18 protein-coding genes are annotated in these 23,624 nt (G+C 63.2%); 12 read left to right on the top strand and 6 right to left on the bottom strand.

Translation table 11 applies throughout. From position 1 onward, the window contains the following. Positions 1–4: 4 nt before the first annotated feature. Together grpE and hrcA are read right to left on the bottom strand one after the other, a co-directional pair. On the bottom strand, positions 5–682 hold the full coding sequence (grpE, locus tag JXQ94_RS14550; RefSeq protein ID WP_421924502.1) for a nucleotide exchange factor GrpE: 678 nt from the start codon (positions 680–682) through the stop codon (positions 5–7). After that, positions 660–1,739, bottom strand: coding sequence for a heat-inducible transcriptional repressor HrcA (hrcA, locus tag JXQ94_RS14545; protein ID WP_421924501.1), 1,080 nt, complete (start codon positions 1,737–1,739; stop codon positions 660–662). Before hrcA ends, grpE begins: the two co-directional genes overlap by 23 nt. 134 nt (positions 1,740–1,873) lie before the next feature. Between hrcA and rph the strand changes: the two genes are divergently transcribed. Next, on the top strand, positions 1,874–2,596 hold the full coding sequence (gene rph, locus JXQ94_RS14540) for a ribonuclease PH (RefSeq protein WP_421924500.1): 723 nt from the start codon (positions 1,874–1,876) through the stop codon (positions 2,594–2,596). A 175-nt stretch (positions 2,597–2,771) separates the two neighbouring features. Here rph and JXQ94_RS14535 read toward each other — a convergent pair whose 3' ends face one another. Next, a complete protein-coding gene (locus tag JXQ94_RS14535) occupies positions 2,772–2,996 on the bottom strand; it encodes a helix-turn-helix domain-containing protein (RefSeq protein WP_295691156.1) in 225 nt (74 codons plus the stop codon). 13 nt (positions 2,997–3,009) lie between these two features. Further along, positions 3,010–3,564 carry a DUF2975 domain-containing protein gene (locus tag JXQ94_RS14530; protein WP_295691153.1) on the bottom strand — a complete coding sequence of 185 codons (555 nt, stop codon included), beginning with the start codon at positions 3,562–3,564 and terminating at the stop codon, positions 3,010–3,012. Positions 3,565–3,946: 382 nt separating this feature from the next. Between JXQ94_RS14530 and rdgB the strand changes: the two genes are divergently transcribed. Next, complete coding sequence (gene rdgB, locus JXQ94_RS14525) at positions 3,947–4,540, top strand: RdgB/HAM1 family non-canonical purine NTP pyrophosphatase (protein ID WP_421924499.1); 594 nt, start codon at positions 3,947–3,949, stop codon at positions 4,538–4,540. Further along, positions 4,537–5,706 (top strand): radical SAM family heme chaperone HemW, encoded by a 1,170-nt coding sequence (hemW, locus tag JXQ94_RS14520; RefSeq protein WP_421924498.1) that lies wholly within the window; start codon positions 4,537–4,539, stop codon positions 5,704–5,706. The genes rdgB and hemW overlap by 4 nt, the downstream gene beginning before the upstream one ends. 3 nt (positions 5,707–5,709) lie before the next feature. Here the strand turns inward: hemW and JXQ94_RS14515 are convergent, their stop codons facing one another. After that, a complete protein-coding gene (locus JXQ94_RS14515) occupies positions 5,710–7,062 on the bottom strand; it encodes a penicillin-binding protein activator (protein WP_421924497.1) in 1,353 nt (450 codons plus the stop codon). Between JXQ94_RS14515 and rsmI the strand changes: the two genes are divergently transcribed. The 7 genes from rsmI to JXQ94_RS14480 all read left to right on the top strand — a co-directional run bounded on the left by rsmI (position 7,061) and on the right by JXQ94_RS14480 (position 15,695). Beyond that, positions 7,061–7,957, top strand: a complete 897-nt coding sequence (gene rsmI / locus JXQ94_RS14510; RefSeq protein ID WP_421924496.1) for a 16S rRNA (cytidine(1402)-2'-O)-methyltransferase — start codon at positions 7,061–7,063, stop codon at positions 7,955–7,957. The two genes, JXQ94_RS14515 and rsmI, sit on opposite strands and share 2 nt — an antisense overlap. Further along, entirely contained in the window at positions 7,954–8,337 is a 384-nt protein-coding gene (locus JXQ94_RS14505) for a YraN family protein (protein ID WP_421924495.1), read from the top strand. Before rsmI ends, JXQ94_RS14505 begins: the two co-directional genes overlap by 4 nt. 109 nt (positions 8,338–8,446) lie before the next feature. After that, a complete protein-coding gene (locus tag JXQ94_RS14500; RefSeq protein ID WP_421924494.1) occupies positions 8,447–9,139 on the top strand; it encodes a BON domain-containing protein in 693 nt (230 codons plus the stop codon). Then, positions 9,139–10,086 carry a glutathione synthase gene (gene gshB, locus JXQ94_RS14495; protein ID WP_421924775.1) on the top strand — a complete coding sequence of 316 codons (948 nt, stop codon included), beginning with the start codon at positions 9,139–9,141 and terminating at the stop codon, positions 10,084–10,086. The genes JXQ94_RS14500 and gshB overlap by 1 nt, the downstream gene beginning before the upstream one ends. Before the next feature lie 207 nt (positions 10,087–10,293). Continuing rightward, positions 10,294–11,832 carry a YifB family Mg chelatase-like AAA ATPase gene (locus tag JXQ94_RS14490; RefSeq protein WP_421924493.1) on the top strand — a complete coding sequence of 513 codons (1,539 nt, stop codon included), beginning with the start codon at positions 10,294–10,296 and terminating at the stop codon, positions 11,830–11,832. 227 nt (positions 11,833–12,059) lie between these two features. Beyond that, positions 12,060–13,973 carry an ATP-binding protein gene (locus tag JXQ94_RS14485; RefSeq protein WP_421924492.1) on the top strand — a complete coding sequence of 638 codons (1,914 nt, stop codon included), beginning with the start codon at positions 12,060–12,062 and terminating at the stop codon, positions 13,971–13,973. A gap of 33 nt (positions 13,974–14,006) precedes the next feature. Further along, a complete protein-coding gene (locus tag JXQ94_RS14480; protein ID WP_421924491.1) occupies positions 14,007–15,695 on the top strand; it encodes an AmpG family muropeptide MFS transporter in 1,689 nt (562 codons plus the stop codon). Between the two features lie 3 nt (positions 15,696–15,698). On the opposite strand, the gene JXQ94_RS14475 is transcribed toward JXQ94_RS14480, so the two are convergent. Then, complete coding sequence (locus JXQ94_RS14475) at positions 15,699–17,984, bottom strand: NADP-dependent malic enzyme (protein ID WP_421924490.1); 2,286 nt, start codon at positions 17,982–17,984, stop codon at positions 15,699–15,701. Between the two features lie 99 nt (positions 17,985–18,083). On the opposite strand from JXQ94_RS14475, the gene mutS reads away from it, so the two are divergent. Beyond that, on the top strand, positions 18,084–20,777 hold the full coding sequence (mutS, locus tag JXQ94_RS14470) for a DNA mismatch repair protein MutS (protein WP_421924489.1): 2,694 nt from the start codon (positions 18,084–18,086) through the stop codon (positions 20,775–20,777). 35 nt (positions 20,778–20,812) lie between these two features. Continuing rightward, positions 20,813–23,623 (top strand): [protein-PII] uridylyltransferase, encoded by a 2,811-nt coding sequence (locus tag JXQ94_RS14465; protein WP_421924488.1) that lies wholly within the window; start codon positions 20,813–20,815, stop codon positions 23,621–23,623. Position 23,624: the final 1 nt, after the last annotated feature.

The following is a 23,624-nucleotide window of genomic DNA, read 5'->3' as shown; positions in this document are numbered from 1 at the left end:
CCCGTCAGGCCTTCATGTCGACATTGCCACCGGAACCGCCAGATGCGTCTCCATCGCCTGCGGCCGGGCCGGAAGAAACCGCGACCATGGCAGCGCGCAGTGTGCGGTCTGCAATCACAAAACCGGTCTGCATGACATTGGCGATCTTGCCAGCGCCGTGGTCCGACGGGATTTGCGCGACGGCCTGATGTTTGTGCGGGTCGAACGTGTCACCCGGCTGCGGATCGACCTTCTTCACGCCGTGGCGCTCCATCTTCGCGATCAGCGCCTTCTCGGTCATGGCAACGCCTTCGACCAGGTTCTTTACCGAGCCCGGCACGTCGGCGAGCGCGGATTCGTCGGCCGAGGCCATGGCACGGGCAAGATTGTCAGACACGTCGAGCATGTCCTTGGCAAAGCTGGATACGGCATAGCTCCGGGCATCGGCCACGTCGCGGGCGGCACGCTTGCGGGCATTGTCCGCTTCAGCCAGTGCGCGCATCAGCTTGTCGCGCATGGAATCGAGTTCGGCGGTCAGTTTGAGGACCGGATCCAGTTCGGCTTCCGCCTCAGTCTCATGCTCATTCTCGCTGCCGGCAGCGGACGCTGTGTTCACGGTCTCGTCTTCCGGGGTTTCGGTTTCGCTCTGCGGCTTGTTCTCTGTGTCGCTCATCTTGTCTTCACTCTCGCGATCGCGCGCCATCCAGTATCTGTCCGACCACACGGGCAGTGTAGTCGACGAGGGGGATAACACGGGCATAGTTCAAACGGGTGGGGCCAATTACACCCAGCGCCCCGATGATTTCCTGTTCCGCATTCATATAGGGAGCCACGATCACACTGGAACCCGAAAGACTGAAAAGCGGGTTCTCGGCGCCAATGAAGAGCCGTACGCCCTGGGCGTCGCGGGCCTTGTCCAGCAGGGTGATCAGCTCTTCCTTGCGCTCGATGTCGTCGAACAGGCGCCGGATGCGTTCGAGATCGCTGGCCGCTTCCAGGCTTTCCAGAAGCCGGGCCTGGCCCCGAACGATCAGCGAGCGCTCCTGTCCCTTGCCGCCGCTCCAATCCGCCAAACCCTGTGTAACGAGGCCCTCGGCAGCACTGTCGAGGGCGGACCGGCGTTCTGCGATTTCGGTCTCGATGGCCTTGCGGGCATCGCTCAGCGTGCGGCCCTTCAGGCGTGTGGAGAGGTAGTTGCCGGCCTCGATCAGCGCCGCCGGCGGAATCCCGTCCGGAGACCGCATGAGACGGTTTTCGACACTGCCATCCTCGAAAACGAGGACTGCCAGCATCTCCACAGCCGACAGCGGGACAAATTCGACATGCCGCAAAGGCGCTTCGCGCTTCGAGGTGACAACGAGGCCCGCCCCGCCCGCCAGTCCGCCCAGCAGCGAGGTCGCCTCGGTCAGCAGGTCCTGGGTCGAGCGCCCGGAGACCGAGACCTGACCTTCAATTGCCCGCCGCTCATCCACCGACAACTCGCCCACTTGCAGCAAACCGTCCACGAACAGGCGCAAACCGGCGTGGGTCGGCATGCGCCCCGCGCTTGAATGCGGTGCGCTCAACAGGCCCAGATCGGCGAGATCGGCCATGGTGTTGCGGATGGAGGCCGGTGACAGGGACAGATTGCCTGTCTGTGACAGGGTGCGAGAACCGACCGGGTCGCCCGAGCGCAGATAGGCTTCCACGATCTCGCGAAAGATCGTGCGCATCCGGTCGTCCAGCGCGGCCAGGGCCGATTGCGGTGCGGCAGGTATCATGCTTCTTCAATTAATCGCGCCCGCCCTCCTGTTCAATGCGCAAGACATTTGGGGGCGTGAAGGCCAGCTCGCTTGAAGCCCGGCGGCAACGCCGCTAGGAGCGGTGGCAGGAAACACCGAGACCGGAGAGACATATGAGACCGAATGGACGCGCCCGCGATGCAATGCGGGAAATCAGCCTGGAAGCCGGCGCCTCGGTCTATGCGGAAGGCTCCTGCCTGGCCCGCTTTGGTGGCACACATGTCCTGTGTACAGCGTCGGTAGAGGAAAATGTTCCGCCCTGGCTGCGCGGCGGCGGCAAGGGCTGGGTGACGGCGGAATACGGCATGCTGCCGCGCGCCACCCACACCCGCTCGCGCCGCGAGGCAACGGCCGGGAAACAATCCGGCCGGACCCAGGAAATCCAGCGCCTGATCGGACGCTCCCTGCGGGCGGTCGTTGATCTCAAGGCCCTCGGCGAGCGCCAGATCACGATTGACTGCGATGTTCTGCAAGCCGATGGCGGCACACGCACAGCCGCGATCACCGGCGCCTGGGTCGCGCTGAAACAGGCCATTGGATATCTGATTGAGGAAGGTGTTCTCAAAGAGGACCCGGTCCATGGCCAGCTTGCCGCCATCTCCTGTGGCGTCATTGACGGCGAACCCCGTCTGGATCTCGAATATGAAGAAGATCGCCGGGCCGAGGCCGATGCCAACTTTGTTCTGACGGATAAAGGCGGTATCGTCGAAATTCAGGCGACGGCAGAAGACAAGCCGATCCCGGAAACTGATTTTGACGAATTATTCGTCCTGGCCAAATTGGGTGTTTCGCAGCTTTGTGACGCGCAATTGGCGGCCTTGGCCTCGCGCGACTGAGCGCATCGGGTCGGCTGTACAGGTCGGTACGGATAGGAAGAACAGACGGCGGGGGCGCGCTGGGGGGCTGGAAACGGCCCGCACGGCCTCTTTGGGAAGGGGCTACCGTGCAGGCCCACCCCCGCCGTCTGTCCCGTCGGCACACAGGCCGGCGGTCTTGTGGTGACGATCGCGCCTATTCGGCAGCGTCCTCGTCCTCATCATCAAAACTCAACAGGTCGCCAGGCTGACAACCCAGTTCGCGGCAGAGCGCTTCCAGGGTCGAGAAGCGGACGGCCTTGGCCTTGCCTGTCTTGAGAATGGACAGGTTGGCCATGGTGATGCCGACACGGTCGCAGAGTTCGGTCAGCGACATGCGGCGCTCTAGGAGCATGCGATCAAGAGTGACGCGAATGGGCATGGTGTGCGTCTCCCTAAATCGTCAATTTTTGTTCTTGGCGCATTCGAGCACCTTCGCGGAACACTTCCGCCAGGACCAGGAGTGCCGCCACGGCAAACCAGGCCCCAAGATCGAAGCTGGCAAACTTGTTGATTTCCACGCCGCCGACCACGGGGGCATCGGTGTGCAACAGCGTCAGCACCATCGCGACGGCTCCCTGGGCCATGTAGCGCAGCACCTGGAATACCGCGATTGCAATCGCGATCATCCGAAGGTGACCCGCATTTTCCGGGACGAAGGGGTCTCCGGCGACCAGGGTCGCAAAAATGCGACGAAGCCGATCATTGACGACCAGGAACGCGATGATATGTGCGATCAAGATCGGGTATGCGCCGCCATAATCTCTGATGGCCTGAAACAAGTCAGTCAGGAAATTGGGCGAATACCCCAGCCAATCCATCAGCAGGGTTGCGCCAGTAGCGATCAGTACGAGGGCTGCAAAACCCAACAGACCCCAGGCTAGATACCAGAGGATATCCAGTACCACTTTCAGCACGGATACCAATGATCCGCTGCCCAGTGTCTTCATGACCGCCCCTTCCCTTTTAGGCGTCGCACGCGAGATCCGCGGACTTTATTCCGATCCGTCGGATCTCACGCGACTTTTTCCATCATGCCGTAACCGGAGCAATGGCGTAGAACGCGCCGGCGGCAACTGAAACCAGCAATACCAGATTGATGGCGATAGAGCCGACCATCTGCATGCCTGAATTTTTGGACCTGACCATTTTACTGTTTCCTTTGTCTTGTATCTGACCAATTACCGTTGTCATTCATGTTGTTCGGACGACGTTTCCCGTCCTTGTTGTTTATCGATAAACACAAAGTTCGGGGCACGCAAGCAGAAAATATCGTTTTTCGATATGAATTTTTCGAAAGGCGATATGAAACCGGGTCGATAAGGGGTCAAAATGAGCCAGGAAACCTGGGTAATCGCGAGCCATAATGCGGGCAAGATCAAGGAGATGGAGCAGATTCTGGCTCCGTTTGGAATCGCCCTGAAAAGCGCCGGCGACCTTGATCTGCCTGAACCCGATGAAACCGAGACGACATTCCGCGGTAATGCTGCGCTGAAGGCCCGGGCGGCGTGTGAGGCCACGGGATTGCCTTGTCTGGCTGACGATTCCGGGCTTTCAGTGGATGCGCTGGGCGGTGATCCGGGGATTTACTCCGCGCGCTGGGCCGGCGAGCCGCGTGACTTCACGCGCGCCATGCAGCGCGTCGAGGACGGATTGACGGAGATCGGAGCTTCCGACCGCACGGCCCGCTTCATCTGTACGATCGCACTCGCTCGGCCGGGAAGGACAGTGAGCTTCTTTGAGGGTGAAGTTGTCGGCGATATTGTCTGGCCGCCCCGCGGACCGGGCGGGTTTGGCTATGACCCGGTCTTCCGGCCGCACGGTCATGACCGAACATTCGGGGAGATGAGTGCGGCCGAGAAGCGCAAGCTCAGCCACCGGGCTCAGGCACTTGATGCCATGACCCGGGCCGAGTTCGGTTCTTGACCCGACAACCGGATACCGGGCTGGGTCGTGCGCTGGGACTCTATCTTCACTGGCCTTATTGCGCGCGCATCTGTCCGTATTGCGATTTCAACGTCTACCGCCCGAAGGGCGATGATGACGCGCTTCTGGATGCCATCTTGATGGATATGGCGGAGTGGCGAGTGCGGACGGGCGACCGTCAGCTTGCCAGTCTTCACCTGGGTGGCGGTACGCCGTCCTTGATGACGCCGGCCGCTGTGTCGCGTGTCCTCGAGGTTGCGGATCGGCTCTGGGGCTTCGCGCCGGATATTGAAATCGGGCTGGAAGCCAATCCGAATGATCAGGCTCGCTTTGCTGGTCTCGCCGAAGCCGGCATCCAACGCCTGTCCCTGGGGGTTCAGAGCTTTGATGACGCTGTCCTGCGGAAGCTGGGCCGCGATCATGACGGGCCGGAAGCGCGCTTGGCGATTGATTCCGCATTGGCGGTATTCGATCGGGTTTCCGTCGACATGATCTATGCGTGGGCGGGCCAGGACCTGGCGGCCTGGTCGGTTGACCTGGGAGAGGCTTTGACGACCGGTGCCGGCCATGTTTCCGCCTACCAGCTCACCATTGAAGCCGGTACCGCATTCGGGAAGCGGAGCGAGCGTGGCGAGACACTCGCAGTCGATGGGGACAGCGCAGCCGATCTTTATGAGGCAACCCAATCCCAGTGTGAGGCTGCGGGGTTTGCGGCCTATGAAATCTCCAACCATGCGCGAACGCCGCAAGACCGCTCAACGCATAACCGTCTCTATTGGGAAGGTGGGGACTGGATCGGTGTCGGTCCTGGCGCCCATGGCCGTCTGGGCCAATCCGTCAATGGGGGGCGCTACGCCACAACCGCCTGCCGACGCCCAGTCGATTACATCCGCTCGGTTCAGAAGACCGGGTCGGGCATCGCTCCGGACGGCATGGAGCGTCTGACACCACAGGACGACCTGGTCGAGCGGGCCTTTCTTGGTCTGCGCGTCATCGACGGGCTGGACCTCGCCCATCTCTCAGCCAGTACAGGATGCGAGCTCGATGCCGACGGTGTCACGCAGATGCTCGAATCCGGCATGCTCGAACTGGACGAATCAAGGCTGCGCCTGAGCGCCAGCGGGCGCCTGCTTGCTGATCGGGTAACGCGTGAAATCCTGCCTTGATGCCTAGAAGGAGTCTTCAGGCTCGAAAGTCAGCGGCGCCGGCTCAATTTCACGCAGGCCGCGTGAGCGCATCTCATAGATGGCCAGACCACGTTCGATCAGACCGGTTTCGCGGAACCGGAAAAGTCCATCAGCGCCCAGGAAGCCCTGGTCTTCCTCGATCGCTTCGCGGGTAAAGCCGCGCTCACCGCCATCGAGATGCGCGGCCAGGCTCATCGCATCATAGGCGAGGCTGGCAATCCGGGAGGGTTCGCTACCGAAATTGGTCTCATAGGCGGTTTCAAAGGCCGTGCGCGCATTCAGGTCCGGGCCAGCGAACCAGCCGCCATGCAGGGCCGGTTCACGCAGCAGGTCCGGGTCATTCCACAAACCGGTACCAAGAAAACGCACAACAAGCGGATCGACAGCCTGGGAGATCAGGAGCGGGCCCAGCGACCGCAGTCGTGTCCCGCCTTCCGGCAGAATGACCGCCTGGAAGGGCGCTTCCGGGTCCGGAACCCAATCTTGCTGACGCAGTTCGTCGGCTTCTTCCGGGGTCAGCGGCTCGAAGACGCCCTCGGCCAGCCGGGCAGAGGCGCGGGCCATCGCTTCGACATCGCCGGTGTAAAAACTCTCCGCAGCAATATATCCGCCGGTCAGAGCCGAATTGTCCTCAAGAGCCGAATAGACCGCCATGCCATAACGGTTCTGCGGCCCCAGATAGGCAAAGCGTTCGACGCCCTGCCGCGTCGCATATTCGACGATCCGGGCGACTTCCAATTCCGGCGGGAAGCTCATCAGATAGACGCCATCGCCGGCGACGGTTGTGTCAGTTGTGAAGGCAATAACAGGGACATCGGCCTGACGGGCAACTTGTCCGGCCGCCTCGACGGCTGGGCCAAAAAGCGGGCCGACAATGATATCGGCACCGTCTTCGACAGCCGCCAGCGCCGCGGAGCGGGCGCCCTGCGGCGTGCCTTGCGTGTCTTTCGGGATCAGCAGCAAATTGCCGCTGCCACGCTCGAACAATGCCAGCTCGGCGGCCCTCAAAAGCCGCAGGGCTTCAGAACGGGCACCGGAATTATCGGCCGAGAAGGGCAGGAGGACAGCGACGCGGGCAATATCCCGGTCGGCCATGTGCGGCGGCATGAGGCCGACTGCGACGGGTTCTTCGACCGGTTCCGGCTCCTGCTCGACCGGCTCCTCGATCACCGGTGCCGGCGGTACGATCACCGGCTGGGGCGGGGGTGTCGTCTGTGTTGTGCCGCAAGCGGCCAGGGTTCCGACGAGGCCGATGACAGCGAGGCAGCGCGCCGCCCGGCTTTGTGCCAAAGTGTCGAGTGACAGGGCGATACGCGATTTGAAGACTGGAAGCATGACCGAAACATCCCGGGAAATTCAAGGCGAAGCTATCCGCCACGGCGGCAAGGGGCAAGCGCTCGGACCGGGCCTCTATCTTGTTTCAACGCCAATCGGCAATCTGCGCGACATCACCTTGCGGGCGCTGGACGTTCTGGGCGGTGTCGATCGCGTCCTCGCGGAGGATACCCGGGTCACGCGACGTCTGCTCGATGCCTATGACCTGCGGGTCGAACTCACCGCCTATCACGACCATAACGGCGAGCGCGTCAGGCCCGGAATTCTTGCCGATCTGCGTAAGGGCGCGCGTATTGCCCTGGTCTCAGATGCCGGAACGCCGCTGGTTTCGGACCCGGGCTACAAGCTGGCGCGTGAGGCCATCGCTGACGATGTCCCGGTGACAGCCATTCCTGGCGCGTCGGCAGTCCTCGCAGCGCTCGCGATCGCTGGGCTTCCGACTGATTGCTTCACCTTTGCCGGCTTCCCGCCGCAAAAGACCGGTCCGCGCGAAGCCTGGCTGGAGCCCTTTCGTCATGTCCCGGGCAGTCTTGTCTTCTATGAGGGCGTCTCGCGCCTCCCCGCTATGCTGGCCAGTCTCGCCACGATCCTGGGCGATCGCCCGGCCGCAGTCTGCCGTGAGCTGACCAAACTGCATGAAGAGGCCCGACGCGGCAGCCTGTCTGAACTCGCTGCTCACTATTCCGAGACGGGCCCGCCGCGTGGCGAGGTCGTGATTGTGGTCGGACCGCCGGCTGCTGATGACTGGGATGCCGGACGGATCGATGCGGCGCTGGGTGCCGCGCTCGAGGACATGAGGGTCAAGGAGGCCGCCAGCCACGTCGCGGAGGCGTCTGGCTGGTCCCGGCGCGATGTCTATGCCCGGGCCCTCGCGCTCAAGGGCGAGGGCCGGTGAGCCGGGCGCGGCGGCAGGCGGAAGCCCGCGGCCGATGGGCTGAATGGCTGGCCATGGGCTGGCTCCTCTGCAAGGGCTATCAGTTGCTGGATCACCGCGCCCGTACAGCGGCGGGGGAGATAGACCTGGTTGCCCGGCGCGGTGAATATCTAGTTTTCATTGAAGTGAAGGCGCGCTCTTCCGTGCAGGCTGCGCTGGATTCAATCGGGTCGCGCCAGCGGGGCCGGATCACGCGAGCGGCCTCCATCTGGCGTGCGCGTCGCCCAGATCTGCAGTCTTTGCATCTGCGTTATGACCTGATGCTGGTGGTGCCCGGGCGCTGGCCCCAGCACCGACGCGCGGCCTGGGTGCCGGGCGACCGCGCCCGCGACCTGCTTTGACAGCGGGGCGTCCATCGTTCCGGCTTGGCCCGGGCGCCGCGACTTGTCATGGTAAGGTGTCTGCAAATAACTAAGCTGGGACGCGGGCGATTCGACAGGAGTTTCGTGCATGGCTGACCGACTTTCCACGCTATCCATCTTGCTGTTTGCCGGCGTTGCCGGACTGGTCCCGGCGGCCTGTAGTTCGGTTGGATCGATTAATGACGAACGATCGATCGGGCGCCAGCTCGATGACACCAACGCGTCGGTCTCGATCAAGTCCGCCATGCTTCGGTCCGAAGGCTTTGCGCTGGACGGGGTCGATGTCGAGGTAACCGAAGGTATAGCGCTCCTCACCGGGCGGGTACCACGAGAGGATGACCGGCTGATGGCGGAATGCCTGGCCTGGTCGTCTGTCGCTGTCCGCAATGTCGCCAATGAGATCCAGGTCGGTGACGATCAGGGTTTCCGTGATCGGGCCCGTGACGCCGAGATCACCGCGCGCGTCAATGGACGACTGATTTCCGACCGGGCTGTCCGCTCCATAAATTTCAACGTCGAAACCCGAAATGGGCGAGTCTACCTGCTGGGTGTCGCGCGCAATCGTGGTGAGCTCGAACGGGCCAGTTCCCACGCCTCCCTTGTGGAAGGCGTACAGGACGTTGTTTCCTATGTTCGCATCTCCGGCGTGCCGACCAATTTGCCGGCCCGCGGTGAGCGCCGCGCCGAAGCGTGTGCGGGCGAGGCCAATCCCGGGGTTGAATCCGGTGCCGGCACGCCTAACTCCGGTCCGCAATTGCTGGGTGGACCGGAGACAAGATGATGGCATGGCGTGTTGCGGTCCAGATGGACCCGATCGAGACGGTCAATGTGGACGAGGACACGACCTTTGCCCTGATGGAAGAAGCCCAGGCACGTGGCGCCGAGCTCTTCGTTTATCATCCGGACCAGCTGGCCTGGAATGAGGGGCGGATCGAGGCGCGGGCGCGCCCGGTGGCGGTTCGTCACGTCCAGGGCGCGCATGCCGAGCTGGGCGAAGAGCGCGTGCTTGACCTGCAGCGCGATATAGATGTGGTCCTGATGCGTCAGGACCCACCTTTCGACATGGCCTACCAGACCGCGGCGCATCTTCTGGAAATGCTCAAGGGCGAAACACTGGTTCTCAATGACCCTTTCTGGGTGCGTTCGAGCCCGGAGAAACTCCTGCCGCTGCTCTATCCGGACATCATACCGCCGACCCTGATCACGCGCGATCTGCCGGCGCTGACCCGTTTCAGGGACACGCACCAGGACATCATCATCAAGCCGCTTTACGGCAATGGCGGTGCCGGGGTGTTTCGGCTCAAGCCGGGCGACGGCAATTTCTCCGCCTTGCTCGAAACCTTCTTTGCGCAATCGCGCGAGCCTGTCATAGCCCAGGCGTTTCTGCCGGACGTGTCTGCCGGCGACAAGCGTGTCTTGATCATTGATGGTGAGCCGGTTGGCGCGATCAATCGCGTGCCGCAGAGCGGCGAGACACGGTCCAACATGCATGTTGGCGGCGTCGCCGAGGCCTCGGATCTGTCCGATAGCGATATGCGGATTTGTGACGCGATTGCGCCGGTTCTCAAGGAGCGCGATCTCGTTCTGGTCGGGATCGATGTGATCGGCGACCGGCTGACGGAGATCAATGTTACGTCCCCGACGGGTGTCCAGGAATTGAAGCGCTTTTCCGGCATCGATGCCTGTGCGGCGTTCTGGGATGCAGTTGCCCGTCGCATCGGAAACTGATCTGCACACCCTTGACGTGCATGCTTTGCTCGTACATGGTTTGTTCCTGTTTTGATCCGGGCGCGTGTCGACCTGTGGAAAACCCAATGATGCCGGATGGTTAACGGTATCGTATTTTTCCGCTACCAGACGGGCCCGATCGGAGGTCGGGGCGCGACACAGGCCAAGCCTTGTGATTCAAATCCCCGGTAAGCCGGGGGATTTGTTGTGGCAGCACGAACAAGCTCTGTCGCCTTCCAGGGAGCCGAGGCTCGACTTGTGGATGTGCAGGTTCAGGTTGCGGGTGGGTCGCAGCCGATATTTTCGATCGTCGGGCTCGCTGACAAGGCAGTGGCCGAAAGTCGCGAGCGCGTCCGCGCCGCCTTCTCGGCGCTGGGGTTGTCGTTGCCGTCCAAGCGCCTGATCGTCAATCTTGCCCCGGCTGACCAACCCAAGGAGGGGTCGCACTTCGATCTGCCTATTGCGATCGGAGTCCTGGCGGAACTCGATGTCCTGCCCAAGGATGTGGCGGAGGATTATCTGGCCTTCGGGGAGTTGGGCGCCGATGCGCGAATCCGGTCGGCCCCGGGTGCCCTGCCGGCGGCCGTCGCCGCTCACGGAGCCGGACGCGCGCTGATATGCCCTGAAGGCTGCGGCCCTGAAGCTGCCTGGGCCGGCGGAGACCTGGCCATTCTGGCGCCGGCAACGCTGATCCAGCTCATCAATCACTTCAAGGGTAGTCAGGTCCTCGATCGACCGGTGCCAGGCGAATTGATCGAAGCGGGACCACAGGTCGATCTGCGGCAGGTCAAGGGTCAGGAAGGGGCCAAGCGCGCACTCGAGATCGCGGCAGCGGGGCATCATAATTTGCTCATGGTCGGGCCACCCGGCTCCGGAAAGTCAATGCTGGCAGAACGCCTGCCCGGCCTGCTGCCACCGCTGACCGCGCCGGAACTGCTCGAAGTATCGATGATCCACTCGGTTGCCGGCCTGCTGGAGCGCGGTCGGCTGACTCGCAACCGGCCATTCCGGGCGCCTCATCACTCGGCTTCCATGGCGGCGATGGTCGGTGGGGGAAGTCGGGCCAAGCCTGGCGAAGCCTCCCTGGCGCATCGCGGCGTGCTGTTTCTCGACGAATTGCCGGAATTCCACCCGCAAGTGCTCGATAGTCTTCGTCAGCCTCTGGAGACTGGCTCCATCACCGTGGCCCGTGCCAATGCCCACGTCGCCTATCCGGCCCGGTTTCAGCTCGTTGCGGCGATGAATCCGTGCCGGTGCGGTGGTGGCGGAAGCGACGGGTCGAGCTGTCGTCGCGGAGAGCGCTGTGCCATTGACTATCAGGCCCGGATTTCCGGACCGATGCTGGACCGGATCGATCTGCAGATACAGGTGCCACCGGTCACGCCAGCAGACCTCGCCTTGCCGCCTCCCATCGAGGGGACCGCCGAGGCGGCAGCCCGGGTTGCGACAGCCCGGGAGGCTCAGGCCGAGCGCGGTTCGCTCAACGCCCACCTGCCCACCGATCAGCTTGATCATGTCGCGGCGCCGGACCGGGCTGGCGAAATCCTCCTGCATGAGGCGGCCATGCAACAATCCCTGACCGCCCGCTCCTATCACCGGATCATGCGAGTGGCGCGAACGATTGCCGACCTGGACGGGCAGGAGGCGGTGCGTCGGCTCCATATCGCCGAAGCCCTGTCCTGCCGCCGTGGCCTCAATCGAGGAGCGCCGCGCGCCGTCGCGCGCACCGGCGGCCTGTCGCGATAGGGAGTGCTGGTAGCGGACGGCAATTTTCGCGCTGGCCAGACCAGACCCGGTGTGATCGGTCAGCTCCTGTCACATTATCCGGGAGCGGTGCAATCGGGCTGGCGTCGCAAGTGCGCCGGCCGAGCTTGGCTCTGCACGCCCGGACATTGCGAACGGAAGGCCGCGATGACGACGCTTCATTAACCCCGATCGGCTAGAAAACATGCAGATAAAGCCGAGGGTGGATCGTGGCCGACGAGCCGGACAATCGACACAACGCAGCGGACCCGCGAGGGTCCGACGATGTCGCGCGTCCCACCGACGGCAATGCGGACCCCTTTGCCTCACCCCGCGAAGCAAGCCTGGACGACTTGCTGCTCACTGCGCTCGATGCTGCCGGAGAGCTTATTCTGGTTCGCGGCTTCGGTGGCCGGGTCATGTATGTGAATGCGGCCTTCCTCCGGGCGTTCGGCGGAGAACGGTCGGATTGGGTCGGGCGCTGGTTCTCAGTCGCCCCACCTGTAACCACACAAGATTCACGCCGCTACGAAATGCTCATGCGCACCCGCGACGGGGCGATATGGATTGAGTGGGATGAGCGTCTCCTTCCCGGAAGCGCCGGCGTGATCTCGGTCGGGCGCGATGTCACCGGCCGCCGTGAGGCGCATGAGGACCTGGAAGCATCCCAGCGCGCGAAATCCCTCTTTTTTGCCGCTGTGACCCATGAATTGCGCACGCCCCTGGCTGGCGCACTGGGCGTGTCGCGCCTGCTGGAAGCCACCGCCCTCAAGCCGGATCAGGCCGATTATGTCCGTTCAATTGCGGCCTCGGCCGATCATGCACTTGCCATGGTCGATGATATTCTCGACCTGTCGCGCCTTGAAGCGGGTCGCCTCGAATTGCGCCCGGAATCTGTCGATGTCGCCGACCTGGTCCGCGAAACGGTCGAGCTGGCCGCGCCGCGTGCCCAGGAAAAAGGGCTTGAGATCGGTGTCGTGCACGCTCATGGCGCGCCGGCCGAGATCATGGGCGATTCCGCCCGGCTCAAGCAGATCCTCTACAATCTCATCGGCAATGCCGTGAAATTCACCGCCCGGGGCGGCGTTCGAGTGGACATCACCAACGCGCCGGACAGTGAAGGACGTGATCGCCTGGCTCTGGCTGTCAGTGATACGGGTCCGGGTATTTCCGAGGCCGACCAGGAAACCCTGTTTGAGCATTTCGAACGCGGCGCTGCCGAGCGCAATGGCGCGGAAAGCGGGGCCGGGCTCGGCCTGGCCATGGTCCGTCGTCTCGCCGATGCGATGAATAGCGCCATGGGCGTTGAAAGCCGTCTGGGTGACGGCGCGAAATTCTGGCTGATCTTCGATCTACCGGTCCTCGCTCTTCGCACCGCCCTGCCCATGCTCGGGCGCGAGGTTGCTGTGGCAAGCGATAATGCCACGCTCAGGCAATGCCTTCACGACCAACTCGAGGCGATGGGCGCTGCGGCGCAGGTTATCGAAAGCCCGGAAACACTCGATCTGGCGCGTGATCGAGACCTCCTGTGCGACGCCGACTGGGCGATGGCGGCCGAGGCGACCCGTATCTGGCAGCTTGTGACTCCGGCCGAGAAAGCCCAGCGCGATGACCTTGTGGCCGACGGGCCAACCAACTGGTTTGTGAAACCGGTCCGGGCCGCGACCCTGGCAACGCAATTGACCGGTGCTTCAACCGGCGACGGGAAGGCACAGACTAGCGCGGCTTCCCGCGTGACCCCGGCATTCCAGCCGGATGTGTCCGGCCTTCATCTCCTTGTCGCCGAGGATGATCCGGTGAATGCGCTGATCGCACGCAAATGCCTCGAGGGGCTTGGTGTCTGCGTGACCCCGGTTTCACGCGGGGATGAGGCATTGGAGGCGCTCACTTCACAGGCATTTGATGCGGCCTTGCTGGATCAGCGCATGCCCGGAATGGATGGGCCCGAGATTGCTCGCGCGGCCCGCGCCGCGGGCCTCGGCTTGCCGCTAATCGCGTTGACTGCCAATGATTCCGAAGCCGATCGCACGCTTTGCCTCGGTGCGGGCATGGATGAATTCCTCACCAAGCCTCTCGATACCGATCAACTCGCCGCCAGCCTCACCCGCTTGTGCCGCCCCGGAAACCGCGCCAGCATGGGCTGACGGTTTTTCAAGCACAATCGGGGACTTGCGATAATGGCCGAGGCGACAGAGACGAAGCGCTCACTACTTTCGGCGCTCGCGGCGATGGGGCGCGACAAATCCCTCGCGGCCATGCTGCTGCTTGGCCTCGGAGCTGGTCTGCCCTACGCCGTCCTGACCGGGACTTTGAATGCCTGGTTTACCGAGGAGAACGTCGATGTCTCCACCATCGGTGTCCTCTCCTGGATCGGCCTCGCCTACGCCTTCAAGTTTCTCTGGTCCCCGGCGCTGCATCGATCCCGCTTGCCCTTTTTCGACAAGCTGGGCCAGCGACGTGGCTGGATGCTGGGATTCCAGGTCGTCATCATGCTCGCCATGGGTACGCTCACCATGGCCGATCCCGGCTCCCAATTGGGCCTTATCACCCTGATGGCGTTACTGGGCGTCGTGGCCTCGGCCAGTCAGGATATCGTGATTGATGCTTGGCGGATCGAGGTGGCGAAGGATGAGGACCATCTCAACAGTCTCTCTGCGCTCTACCAGTTGGGGTATCGTGTTTCCGGCTTCCTGGGCGGATTCCTGGCCCTCATCCTCGCTGCCCGGATTGGATGGTCATTCACCTTTGCGCTGCTGACCCTGATGATGGTGTTCGCAATCATTGGTGTCCTCATCGCGCCGGAGTCCCGGCCGGATGGCAATGATGATGCTGAAGAGGGCGTCACGCTCGGCGCCGGCCTGCCGACCCTGACACGGCGCGCGGCCCTGGGTGTCGTTGTACTGGGCTGGGGCTGGGCGCTTTGGATGCTTGGCGCCTTCATGGCGGCGACCATCTTGGCGGAGGAGCCGCCCAATGCGCGGAATTTCATTCGCGGCTACGGGCCCTTGATTGTCTTTGCGACCGTTATTCTGCCAGCGATTATCTCTGCAGTCCTGCTTTGGCTCGAAGGTCGAAGCAAAGCCCCGGTCGAGTTGGACAATTCGCCGGCTGGACGTGTCGCTGACACCCTCCATCGTTTTATCCTCGAACCGCTGATGGACATTATCGGCAGGCTCAAATGGGCGGCGCCGCTGGTGCTGCTTCTCATCCTGTCCTACCGCTTCACCGACCTTGTCTGGGGTTCCTTCGCCTACCCGTTCTATCTGGGCACAAATTACGGCGCGATGGCCTACACGATGGATGATGTCGCAGTCGCGTCGAAATTTGTCGGTGTGATCATGACGATTGCCGGCGTCGGCCTTGGCGGACTGGCTCTTAAGGCTTTCGGGCGGATGAGCTGCCTGATCGCTGGCGCCATCATGGCGGCGGCAACCAATCTCCTGTTCTGGGACCTGACAACAGGCGCGACCTATGTCGGTGGCTTCCTGTCGTTTACCCAGCTCGACGATTTCATGGCGCTCTTCCATATCAATGAGCGGCTCGGCTGGCTGGTCGCGGCGATCGCGGGTGAGAATTTGGCGGTCGGCTTTGCGAGCGTGGTCTTCGTTGCCTATCTCTCGGCAATCGTGAATCCGCGCTACGCAGCGGTCCAGTATGCGTTGATGGCTTCGCTGACGATGTTGATCGGCACGCTGGGGCGCGGCGCCCTGGGCGAGCTGATTGAAGAGCGCGGCTTTGCCTATGTCTTCATCCTGACGGCGCTCCTGGGCCTCGTGGCCGTCGCCGCATCCATCGGTGAAGCCCTGCGGACCCGGTTTGCGCCGGACAAACCGGCCGCGGGCAGTACGGACAGCGGAGCGAGCTGAGCCTTATTCGGCCAGCCCGCTTTCCACATCATGCTTGTCCGGGTCGTAGGCGGCCAGGGCTGCGAGTGTGGTGATTTCCGAGACCGACGCGCCCAGACGCGCGATTTGCACGGGCTTTTCGACCCCGACCAGCATCGGCCCGATCACGGTCGCGCCGCCGGCCATGCGCAAGAGTTTGGTCGCGATCGAGGCCGAGTGGATGGCCGGCATGACCAGCACATTCGCCGGGCCCTTGAGGCGCGAGAACGGGTAGAGGAAGCGGTGTGACGGGTCGAGTGCCACATCGACATTCATCTCGCCCTCGTATTCGAAGTCCACTCCCCGCTCATCGAGGATCTGCACCGCGCGACGGAGCTTGTCGGAGCGGTCGCCGGACGGGTTGCCGAAGGTCGAATAGGACAGGAAGGCGACGCGCGGGGTGAAGCCGAAGCCCTTGGCTGCAGCCGCCGTTTCCATGGCGATATCGGCCAAGGCGTTCTCGTCGGGGAATTCGGCGATATTGGTATCGGCGATGAAGAGGGTCCGGTTCTTGGCCAGGGCGATAGACATGCCCATGACACGTTGACCCTCCGCCGGATCGAGGACCTGTGAGACATCGCCCAGCGCTGCCCCGTAGGAGCGTGTTGTGCCGGTGACCATGCCGTCGGCATCGCCCAGCTTGACCATGCAGGCAGAGAAAACATTGCGGTCATTATTGACGAGGCGCTGCACGTCTCGCTTGAGATAGCCTTTGCGTTGCAGGCGCTTGTACAGGAAGTCGGAATAATCGGCATTGCGGTCCGAGAGGCGCGCATTGACGATCTCGATCGAGTCTTCCGGTACGCCCACGAGGCGCATATTCGCGCGCGTGATTTCTTCTCGCCCGACCAGAACGGCCTTGCCGAGCTCCTGGTTCTGGAATGCGTAGGCGGCGCGGATCACTGACGGTTCCTCGCCTTCGGCGAAGACGATGCGACGGCCATGGCCCATGACAGCGCCCTGGATCCGCTGCAGGAGTGCTGCTGTCGGGTCAAGGCGGCGGGCCAGGGAGGCGCGGTAGGCGGCCATGTCGGGGATTGGCTTGCGAGCGACGCCGGTATCCATCGCGGCCTGGGCGACATAGGGCGGCACATAGGAGATCAGACGTGGGTCAAACGGCGAGGGAATGATGTAGTTTCGGCCAAAGGTCGGGCGGGCTCCATGGTAGGCAGCGGCGACCTCATCCGGCACATCTTCCTTGGCCAGGGCGGCCAGTGCCCGGGCCGCGGCGATTTTCATGTCTTCATTGATCGTTCTGGCACGAACATCCAGAGCACCGCGGAAGATATAGGGGAAGCCGAGAACGTTATTGACCTGGTTGGGATAGTCGGACCGGCCGGTGGCGACGATGGCATCCTCGCGTACGGCCCGGGCATCTTCCGGCGAAATTTCCGGATCCGGGTTGGCCATGGCGAAGATGATCGGGTCCTTGGCCATGGTCTTGACCATGTCCTGGGTCAGCGCGCCGGCCACGGACAGGCCGAGGAAGCAATCCGCGCCGTCAACCGCTTCGGCAAGCGAACGCTTGTCAGTCCGGATGGCGTGGGCCGCCTTCCACTGGTTGAGATTGTCGCGTTCGGTATGGATGATGCCCTTGCTGTCACACAGGATGGCATTGTCGGGATGGACACCCATTGCCTTGAGCAGTTCGAGCACCGCGATTCCGGCGGCTCCGGCGCCATTGACGACAACGGTAAGGTCCTCAATGCGGCGATCAGTCAGCTCGCAGGCATTGATGATGCCCGCGGCCGAGATAATGGCGGTGCCATGCTGGTCATCGTGGAAGACGGGCACATCGAGCAATTCGCGCAAGCGCTGTTCCACGATGAAGCTTTCCGGTGCCTTGATGTCTTCCAGATTGATGCCACCGAATGTGTTGCCGATGCGCTTGACGCATTCGATGAATTGCCCGGCATCCTCTTCCTCGACCTCGATATCGATGGCGTCGATATCGGCGAAGCGTTTGAACAGGACAGCCTTGCCCTCCATCACCGGCTTGGACGCCATGGCGCCAAGATTGCCGAGGCCGAGAATGGCGGTGCCGTTGGAGATCACGGCGACCATGTTTCCCTTGGAAGTGTAGTCGTAAACCTTGTCAGGCTCTGCGGCGATTGCCTTGACCGGAGCGGCGACGCCCGGGCTGTAGGCGAGCGAGAGATCGCGCTGCGTGGCCATCGGCTTGGTCGGGGACAGGGCCAGCTTGCCGGGAACGGGATCCTTGTGGAAGGCGAGGGCTTCCTCGTCGTCGACGTGGCTGGTTCTGTCGTTCATCACCGTTGTCCTTGTATACTCTGAAGTCCCGGGTCTTACAGCGCTCTAGCCGCTTCGCACCCTTGCACGCAAGGCGAAACCTCGCCACCGTCTGCGCCGATGAATGCCATGTCGACCCTCCCTGTCCCGCGCGACCGCACCTTCCCGACCCCGGAAGGGGCGACGCCGATGATGCAGCAATTCCTGGAGTTGCGACGTCAGGCTCCGGCGGATGCCCTGCTTTTCTACCGCATGGGCGATTTCTACGAGCTATTCTTTGATGATGCCGTGCGTGCGTCTGCTGCGCTGGACATCGCCCTGACCAAGCGCGGCGAACACCAAGGTGAACCGATCGCGATGTGCGGGGTGCCGGCGGCCACGGCGGAAGCCTATCTGGCGCGCCTGATCAAGGCCGGCTTCAAGGTCGCGGTTGGCGAGCAGATGGAGGACCCCAAGGCCGCGAAGGCGCGCGGCGGCTCAAAGGCAGTGGTGAAGCGTGCGATCACCCGGATCGTCACGCCAGGCACGTTGACCGAAGACACCTTGCTTGACCCGCGGTCGTCCAATCGCCTTGCGGCCTTGTCGCATTTGCCGACGGGCGAGGCGGCGCTCGCCTGGGCCGATGTTTCGACCGGTGATTTCAGGGTCTCGCCGGTGGCGCCGGACAATATGGCCGCCGAGATCGCCGCCTTGAGCCCGGCCGAGCTTCTTGTCGAGGAGCGTGCCTTTGCCGAAGCCGCCGGTCTCGCGCCGAGGGCGGTGCTGACCCCTTTGTCCAAGGCGAAATTCGATCCGGCTTCAGCCGAGCGTCAGCTGAAGGACCAGTTCGGGGTCCAGGAATTGACGGCGTTCGGAAGTTTCTCCAAGGCGGAGTGCGCGGCGCTTGGCGCTTTGCTTGACTATCTTGCGCTATCCCAGGCGGGAGCGCCGGCCAAGCTCGCCCCGCCGCATCAGATACAAGCCGGGGCAAGCCTCGCCATTGATCCCGCGACCCGTGCCAGCCTTGAGATCGACCGTACCTTGTCAGGGGCGCGTCAGGGGTCGTTGCTGGACGCGATCGATCGTACGGTAACTGCGCCCGGCGCTCGTCGCCTGGCCGAACGCCTCGCCCGCCCGGTGACGGATGTCGCGGTGATCGAAGCGCGGCTGGATGCCATTGCCTGGTTCGAACGCGGTCGGGCCGAGCGTCGCGACTTGCGCGAACGCCTGCGCCAGGCAGGTGATGCAGAGCGCGCCCTGTCACGCCTGCTCCTCGGGCGCGGCGGACCGCGTGACCTCAAAGCCCTGGCGGCGGCGTTGCAGGAAGGCGAGATCATTGCCTCACGCCTGCTGGACAAGACGCTGGACACGCCGCCCGCCCTGGTCGCTGACGGGCGGACCGCGCTGGTCCTCAATGACAAGCCCGAGCTGGCCCGGCTGGTCGCTGATCTCGAGCTGGCGATTGTCGATGAACCGCCGCTTCTTGCTCGCGATGGTGGGTTCATCGCCGAGGGATGGCAGGCAGAACTGGATGAATTGCGACAGCTGCGCGATGCCTCCCGGCGCGTCGTGGCCGGGCTGCAGCAGACCTATGCCGAGGCCGTCGGTGTCAGCGCGCTGAAGGTCAAGCATAACAATGTGTTGGGGTATTTCGTCGAGGTCACGGCCAAGCATGGTGACGCCCTGATGGGGGATGAGCGCTTCATTCACCGTCAGACCATGGCCAATGCGGTGCGCTTTTCAACAACTGAGTTGGCTGAACTGGAAGCGAAGATCGCATCCGCCGGCGATCGTGCCCAGGCCATGGAGCTGGACGCCTTTTCCGGGCTGCGCGAGCGCGTGGAAGTCGTCGCTGATCAGATCCGCGGCGCGGCACAGGCTCTGGCCGATTTTGACGTTTCGGCGGGTCTGGCCGAATGGGCCGAGGAAAGCGAGGCCTGCCGCCCGATCGTGTCGGATGACAGCGCGTTCCGCGTCGAAGGCGGGCGGCATCCGGTTGTCGAGCGGGCGTTGGCCAAGGCTGGCGACGGCCGGTTCACACCGAATGACTGTCATCTCGACGGCACCGGGACGGACGCCGCGCGCCTGACTTTTGTAACCGGGCCAAACATGGCGGGTAAATCGACCTTTCTGCGCCAGAATGCCCTCATCCTGATGCTGGCCCAGTCGGGCTGCTATGTCCCGGCGCGCGCGGCCCGCATCGGGATCGCTGACAGGCTTTATTCCCGGGTCGGAGCCGCGGATGATCTGGCAAGGGGCCGATCAACCTTCATGGCCGAGATGATCGAGACTGCCGCTATTCTCAACCAGGCCACGCCGCGCAGCTTTGTCATCCTCGACGAGATCGGGCGCGGGACTGCGACTTTTGATGGTCTGTCAATTGCTTGGGCCGCGGCAGAACACCTGCACGCTGTGAATGGATGTCGGGCGCTTTTCGCCACGCATTATCACGAACTGACACGCCTCGCAGACGACCTCGACGCTGCCGGTAATGTGTCCCTGAAAGCGCGCGAGTGGAAGGGAGAGCTGGTTTTTCTGCATGAGGTCGGTGCCGGCGCCGCGGATCGCTCCTACGGGATTGAAGTGGCTCGCCGTGCCGGTCTGCCGCGGGTCGCAGTCAAGCGTGCCAAGGCGATCCTCGAGCGCCTCGAAGCAGATGGGACACCGGCTGCAGCGCTGCACGATCTGCCCCTCTTCGCGACAGCCGAGGCGGAAGTGGAGCCTTATGTGTCTGAGGTTGAAACCCGTCTCGAACAGATCGATCCGGACGCCCTGTCACCTCGCGAGGCACTCGATGTGCTTTATGCGCTCAAAACCCTTACGAAGAAGACGTGACGCTGGCCCGGGCGTTGAACTAGATTGGCTCCATCATGACGATGCCCGTTCTTCCCGCTTCGCTGGATGGTCTGCAATTGCGGGCCCAACTGGCTTCAGCCCTGTCTCAACAAGGTTGGGACTCGCCGGCTGCGCGGGCGGCGGCCCTGTCGCATGTGCGGGCTTCGATCGACCGCTTCCGCAAACAGGCTTTTGCGAGTCTGTCCGGCGCGGGGGGCGGTGCGGTTGCGGCCCATCTTCTGTGTGACGGTATGAGCGCCTGCCTCCACGCCCTGTTCGATTCCATGGCGGCGGCGGACGAGACAGGCTCGGCCGGGGTCGCCCTGTGCGCCCAGGGCGGATTTGGTGCGGGTGAACTGGCACCGTCGTCTGATATCGACCTGATGTTGATAAAGCCGGACGGGGCAACCGAAGAAACGAATGTCTTCCTGCAGCAATTCCTCTACGCGCTCTGGGACCTCAAGATCGATGTTGGCGGCGGGGCCTGCCGCACCATGGATGAGACAATCGAGCTGACCCGCGAGGACGCCTCGGAGCGCACGGCCCTGCTTTCCCTGCGCCACCTTGCGGGAGATGAGGCAGTGACCGCAAACTTGGCCCAGCGCTTCCGCGATGAAGTCGTGGCCGGCGATTTACCCGGTTTCGTCGAGGCCAAGCTCAAGGAACGTGATGCCCGGATCGAGAAGGCGGGGCGTTCACGCTACACCGTCGAGCCCAATCTTAAATCGGGCAAGGGGGGGCTTCGGGACCTCCAGCTCATGCGTTGGCTGGCGCAATTCCTTTATGGCGCAGACGCCTTCGAGCGCTGGGTCGGTACGCGTCTGCTTTCTGTCGAGGATGTGTCGAAATATATTCTCGCTGATGATTTCCTCTGGACCGTGCGTTTCCACTTGCACGAAATTGCCGGTGGCAAGGATGAGCGGTTGACCTTTGATGTCCAGCCGGAGATCGCGGCTCGCATGGGGTTTGAGGATGGCGAGACCGAGAACGGGGTCGAGCGCTTCATGCGGCGCTATTTCCGCACAGCAATGGATGTCGGCGCGTTGACGCGCCTCGTCTGCGCCAAGCTGGAAGCCGACGCCTGGAAGTCCAAGCCGAAGGGCCTCGCCCGCTTTCTCCCGCCTGGCATGGATGCGGCTGAAGAGGCCGATGTGGGAGAGTTCATCGTGCGCGAGGGGCGGCTTGATTTTGCCCATGCCACCCAGATCCGCGAAGACCCGATCCGCTTGATGCGCTTTTTCCATGTGGCTGCGTCGCGGCGTCTGGACTTGCATCCCGAAGCGGTCGCGAGGATCGGCCGCACCTTGCACCTGATCGATGATGATTTTCGCCGGGCGCCGCGGGCCGCACGAGCCTTCTTTGCGGTCTTGCTGGACAGCGCGGCCCCGATGGCGGTTCTGCGCATGATGACCGAGGCCGGTGTGCTCGGGCGCTATGTGCCGGAATTTGGCGATATTGTCGCGCGCACCCAGTTCAACATGTATCATCGCTACACGGTTGATGAGCATACCCTGCAGGCGCTGGGACTGTTGCGTGAGATCGAGGACGGCCTCCACCCGCTTGACCACCCGCTCGTGACCCGTCTGGCGCCGTTGATCCAGAACCGGCGCGCGCTGCACCTGGCTGTGCTGCTGCACGATACCGGCAAGGGAGCAGGCGATCAGTGCATCGAGGGCGCCGCCCGGGCCATGACGGCTTGCGAACGCATGGGGCTGGGCGAGGCCGAGACCGAGCTCGTTTCCTGGCTGATCGCCAACCATCTCCTGATGAGTGATACCGCCCAGCGCCGCGATCTGTCTGATCCGCAAACCGTGGCCGATTTCGCTGCGGCTATTGGAACTGTTGAACGCCTGCGCCTTCTGTCCGTCCTGACCGTGGTGGATATCCGCTCCGTCGGGCCGGGTGTGTGGAATGGCTGGAAGGGACAATTGATCCGCGAGCTCTACGCGGCAACCGAACAAGTCCTGTCCAGTGAGGGCGATAATCTCCAGCTGGCGCGCGAAACGCTTGCCGACAAGGCCGAGCTGGCGCGCAACCGGATCCGACCGCGTCTGGAACGGGTCAATCCGGCGTTTGCCGCGTGGTGGGCTTCCGAGCTCAATGACGCCTATTGGACGGCCTTCTCGGAAGAGGACCGTTTTCGCCATGCCGCCTTTGTGCGTCATGCCCGCGACGCCGGACGCCAGACGTCCGCAGCAGTGCGCGTGGATCGGCGGCGGGCGGCAACCGAGGTGATGATCTGGTCGCCGGACCGCGAGCGAGTCTTCGCCGATATCGTCGCCGCCTTTGCCGAGGTCGGGGCTGATGTTGTCGGGGCAACAATCAACACCACGGCCTCCGAGCAGGTGTTCGACATTTTCTACATCCAGGATGCCGCCGGGCAACCCTATGGCCGGCTCGACGCCCTGCAGCGTCAGGCCTTGGTTGAATATTTGCGTGAAGTCGCGACCGGTGAAATCACGGTCCGGCGCCGCGATGCCGCTCCGCTCAAGCGGCGCGACGCGGCTTTTCGGGTGACACCAAGCGTAACCATTTCCAATGAACTTGCCGAGCAGGCGACCGTGATCGAGGCCTCCGGGCGGGACCGACCGGGTTTGTTGGCGGATCTGGCCGATATCCTCGCCGACGAACATCTGGCCCTCGCATCTGCTCAGATTGATGGCTATGGCGAACGCGCGACGGACGTGTTCTACGTTACCCATCGCGGCGCCAAGCTGGAGGATGAGGCGATAGTCGAGCGCATTCGCAGCGGCCTGCTCGCCGTATTCTCCGAAAGCGAGACCGCTTTTGACAAGACGGCCGCGCAACGGGGTATCGCCCGGGCGCGGGCCAGCGTGTTGAGGTAGC

This window comes from Maricaulis maris (genome assembly GCF_049116555.1).
In the GTDB taxonomy this organism is placed as follows: domain Bacteria; phylum Pseudomonadota; class Alphaproteobacteria; order Caulobacterales; family Maricaulaceae; genus Maricaulis; species Maricaulis maris_C.
The sequence above is the reverse complement of the archived record's forward strand: the minus strand, read 5'-3'. Positions and strand labels throughout refer to the sequence as shown.

Bases quoted from the DNA above. Each gene is read 5' to 3' on its own strand.
- grpE (WP_421924502.1), bottom strand. From the start codon at position 682: ATGGCGCGCGATCGCGAGAGTGAAGACAAGATGAGCGACACAGAGAAC.
- hrcA (WP_421924501.1), bottom strand. From the start codon at position 1,739: ATGATACCTGCCGCACCGCAATCGGCCCTGGCCGCGCTGGACGACCGG.
- rph (WP_421924500.1), top strand. From the start codon at position 1,874: ATGAGACCGAATGGACGCGCCCGCGATGCAATGCGGGAAATCAGCCTG.
- JXQ94_RS14535 (WP_295691156.1), bottom strand. From the start codon at position 2,996: ATGCCCATTCGCGTCACTCTTGATCGCATGCTCCTAGAGCGCCGCATG.
- JXQ94_RS14530 (WP_295691153.1), bottom strand. From the start codon at position 3,564: ATGAAGACACTGGGCAGCGGATCATTGGTATCCGTGCTGAAAGTGGTA.
- rdgB (WP_421924499.1), top strand. From the start codon at position 3,947: ATGAGCCAGGAAACCTGGGTAATCGCGAGCCATAATGCGGGCAAGATC.
- rsmI (WP_421924496.1), top strand. From the start codon at position 7,061: ATGACCGAAACATCCCGGGAAATTCAAGGCGAAGCTATCCGCCACGGC.
- JXQ94_RS14515 (WP_421924497.1), bottom strand. From the start codon at position 7,062: ATGCTTCCAGTCTTCAAATCGCGTATCGCCCTGTCACTCGACACTTTG.
- JXQ94_RS14500 (WP_421924494.1), top strand. From the start codon at position 8,447: ATGGCTGACCGACTTTCCACGCTATCCATCTTGCTGTTTGCCGGCGTT.
- gshB (WP_421924775.1), top strand. From the start codon at position 9,139: ATGGCATGGCGTGTTGCGGTCCAGATGGACCCGATCGAGACGGTCAAT.
- JXQ94_RS14480 (WP_421924491.1), top strand. From the start codon at position 14,007: ATGGCCGAGGCGACAGAGACGAAGCGCTCACTACTTTCGGCGCTCGCG.
- JXQ94_RS14475 (WP_421924490.1), bottom strand. From the start codon at position 17,984: ATGAACGACAGAACCAGCCACGTCGACGACGAGGAAGCCCTCGCCTTC.
- mutS (WP_421924489.1), top strand. From the start codon at position 18,084: ATGAATGCCATGTCGACCCTCCCTGTCCCGCGCGACCGCACCTTCCCG.
- JXQ94_RS14465 (WP_421924488.1), top strand. From the start codon at position 20,813: ATGACGATGCCCGTTCTTCCCGCTTCGCTGGATGGTCTGCAATTGCGG.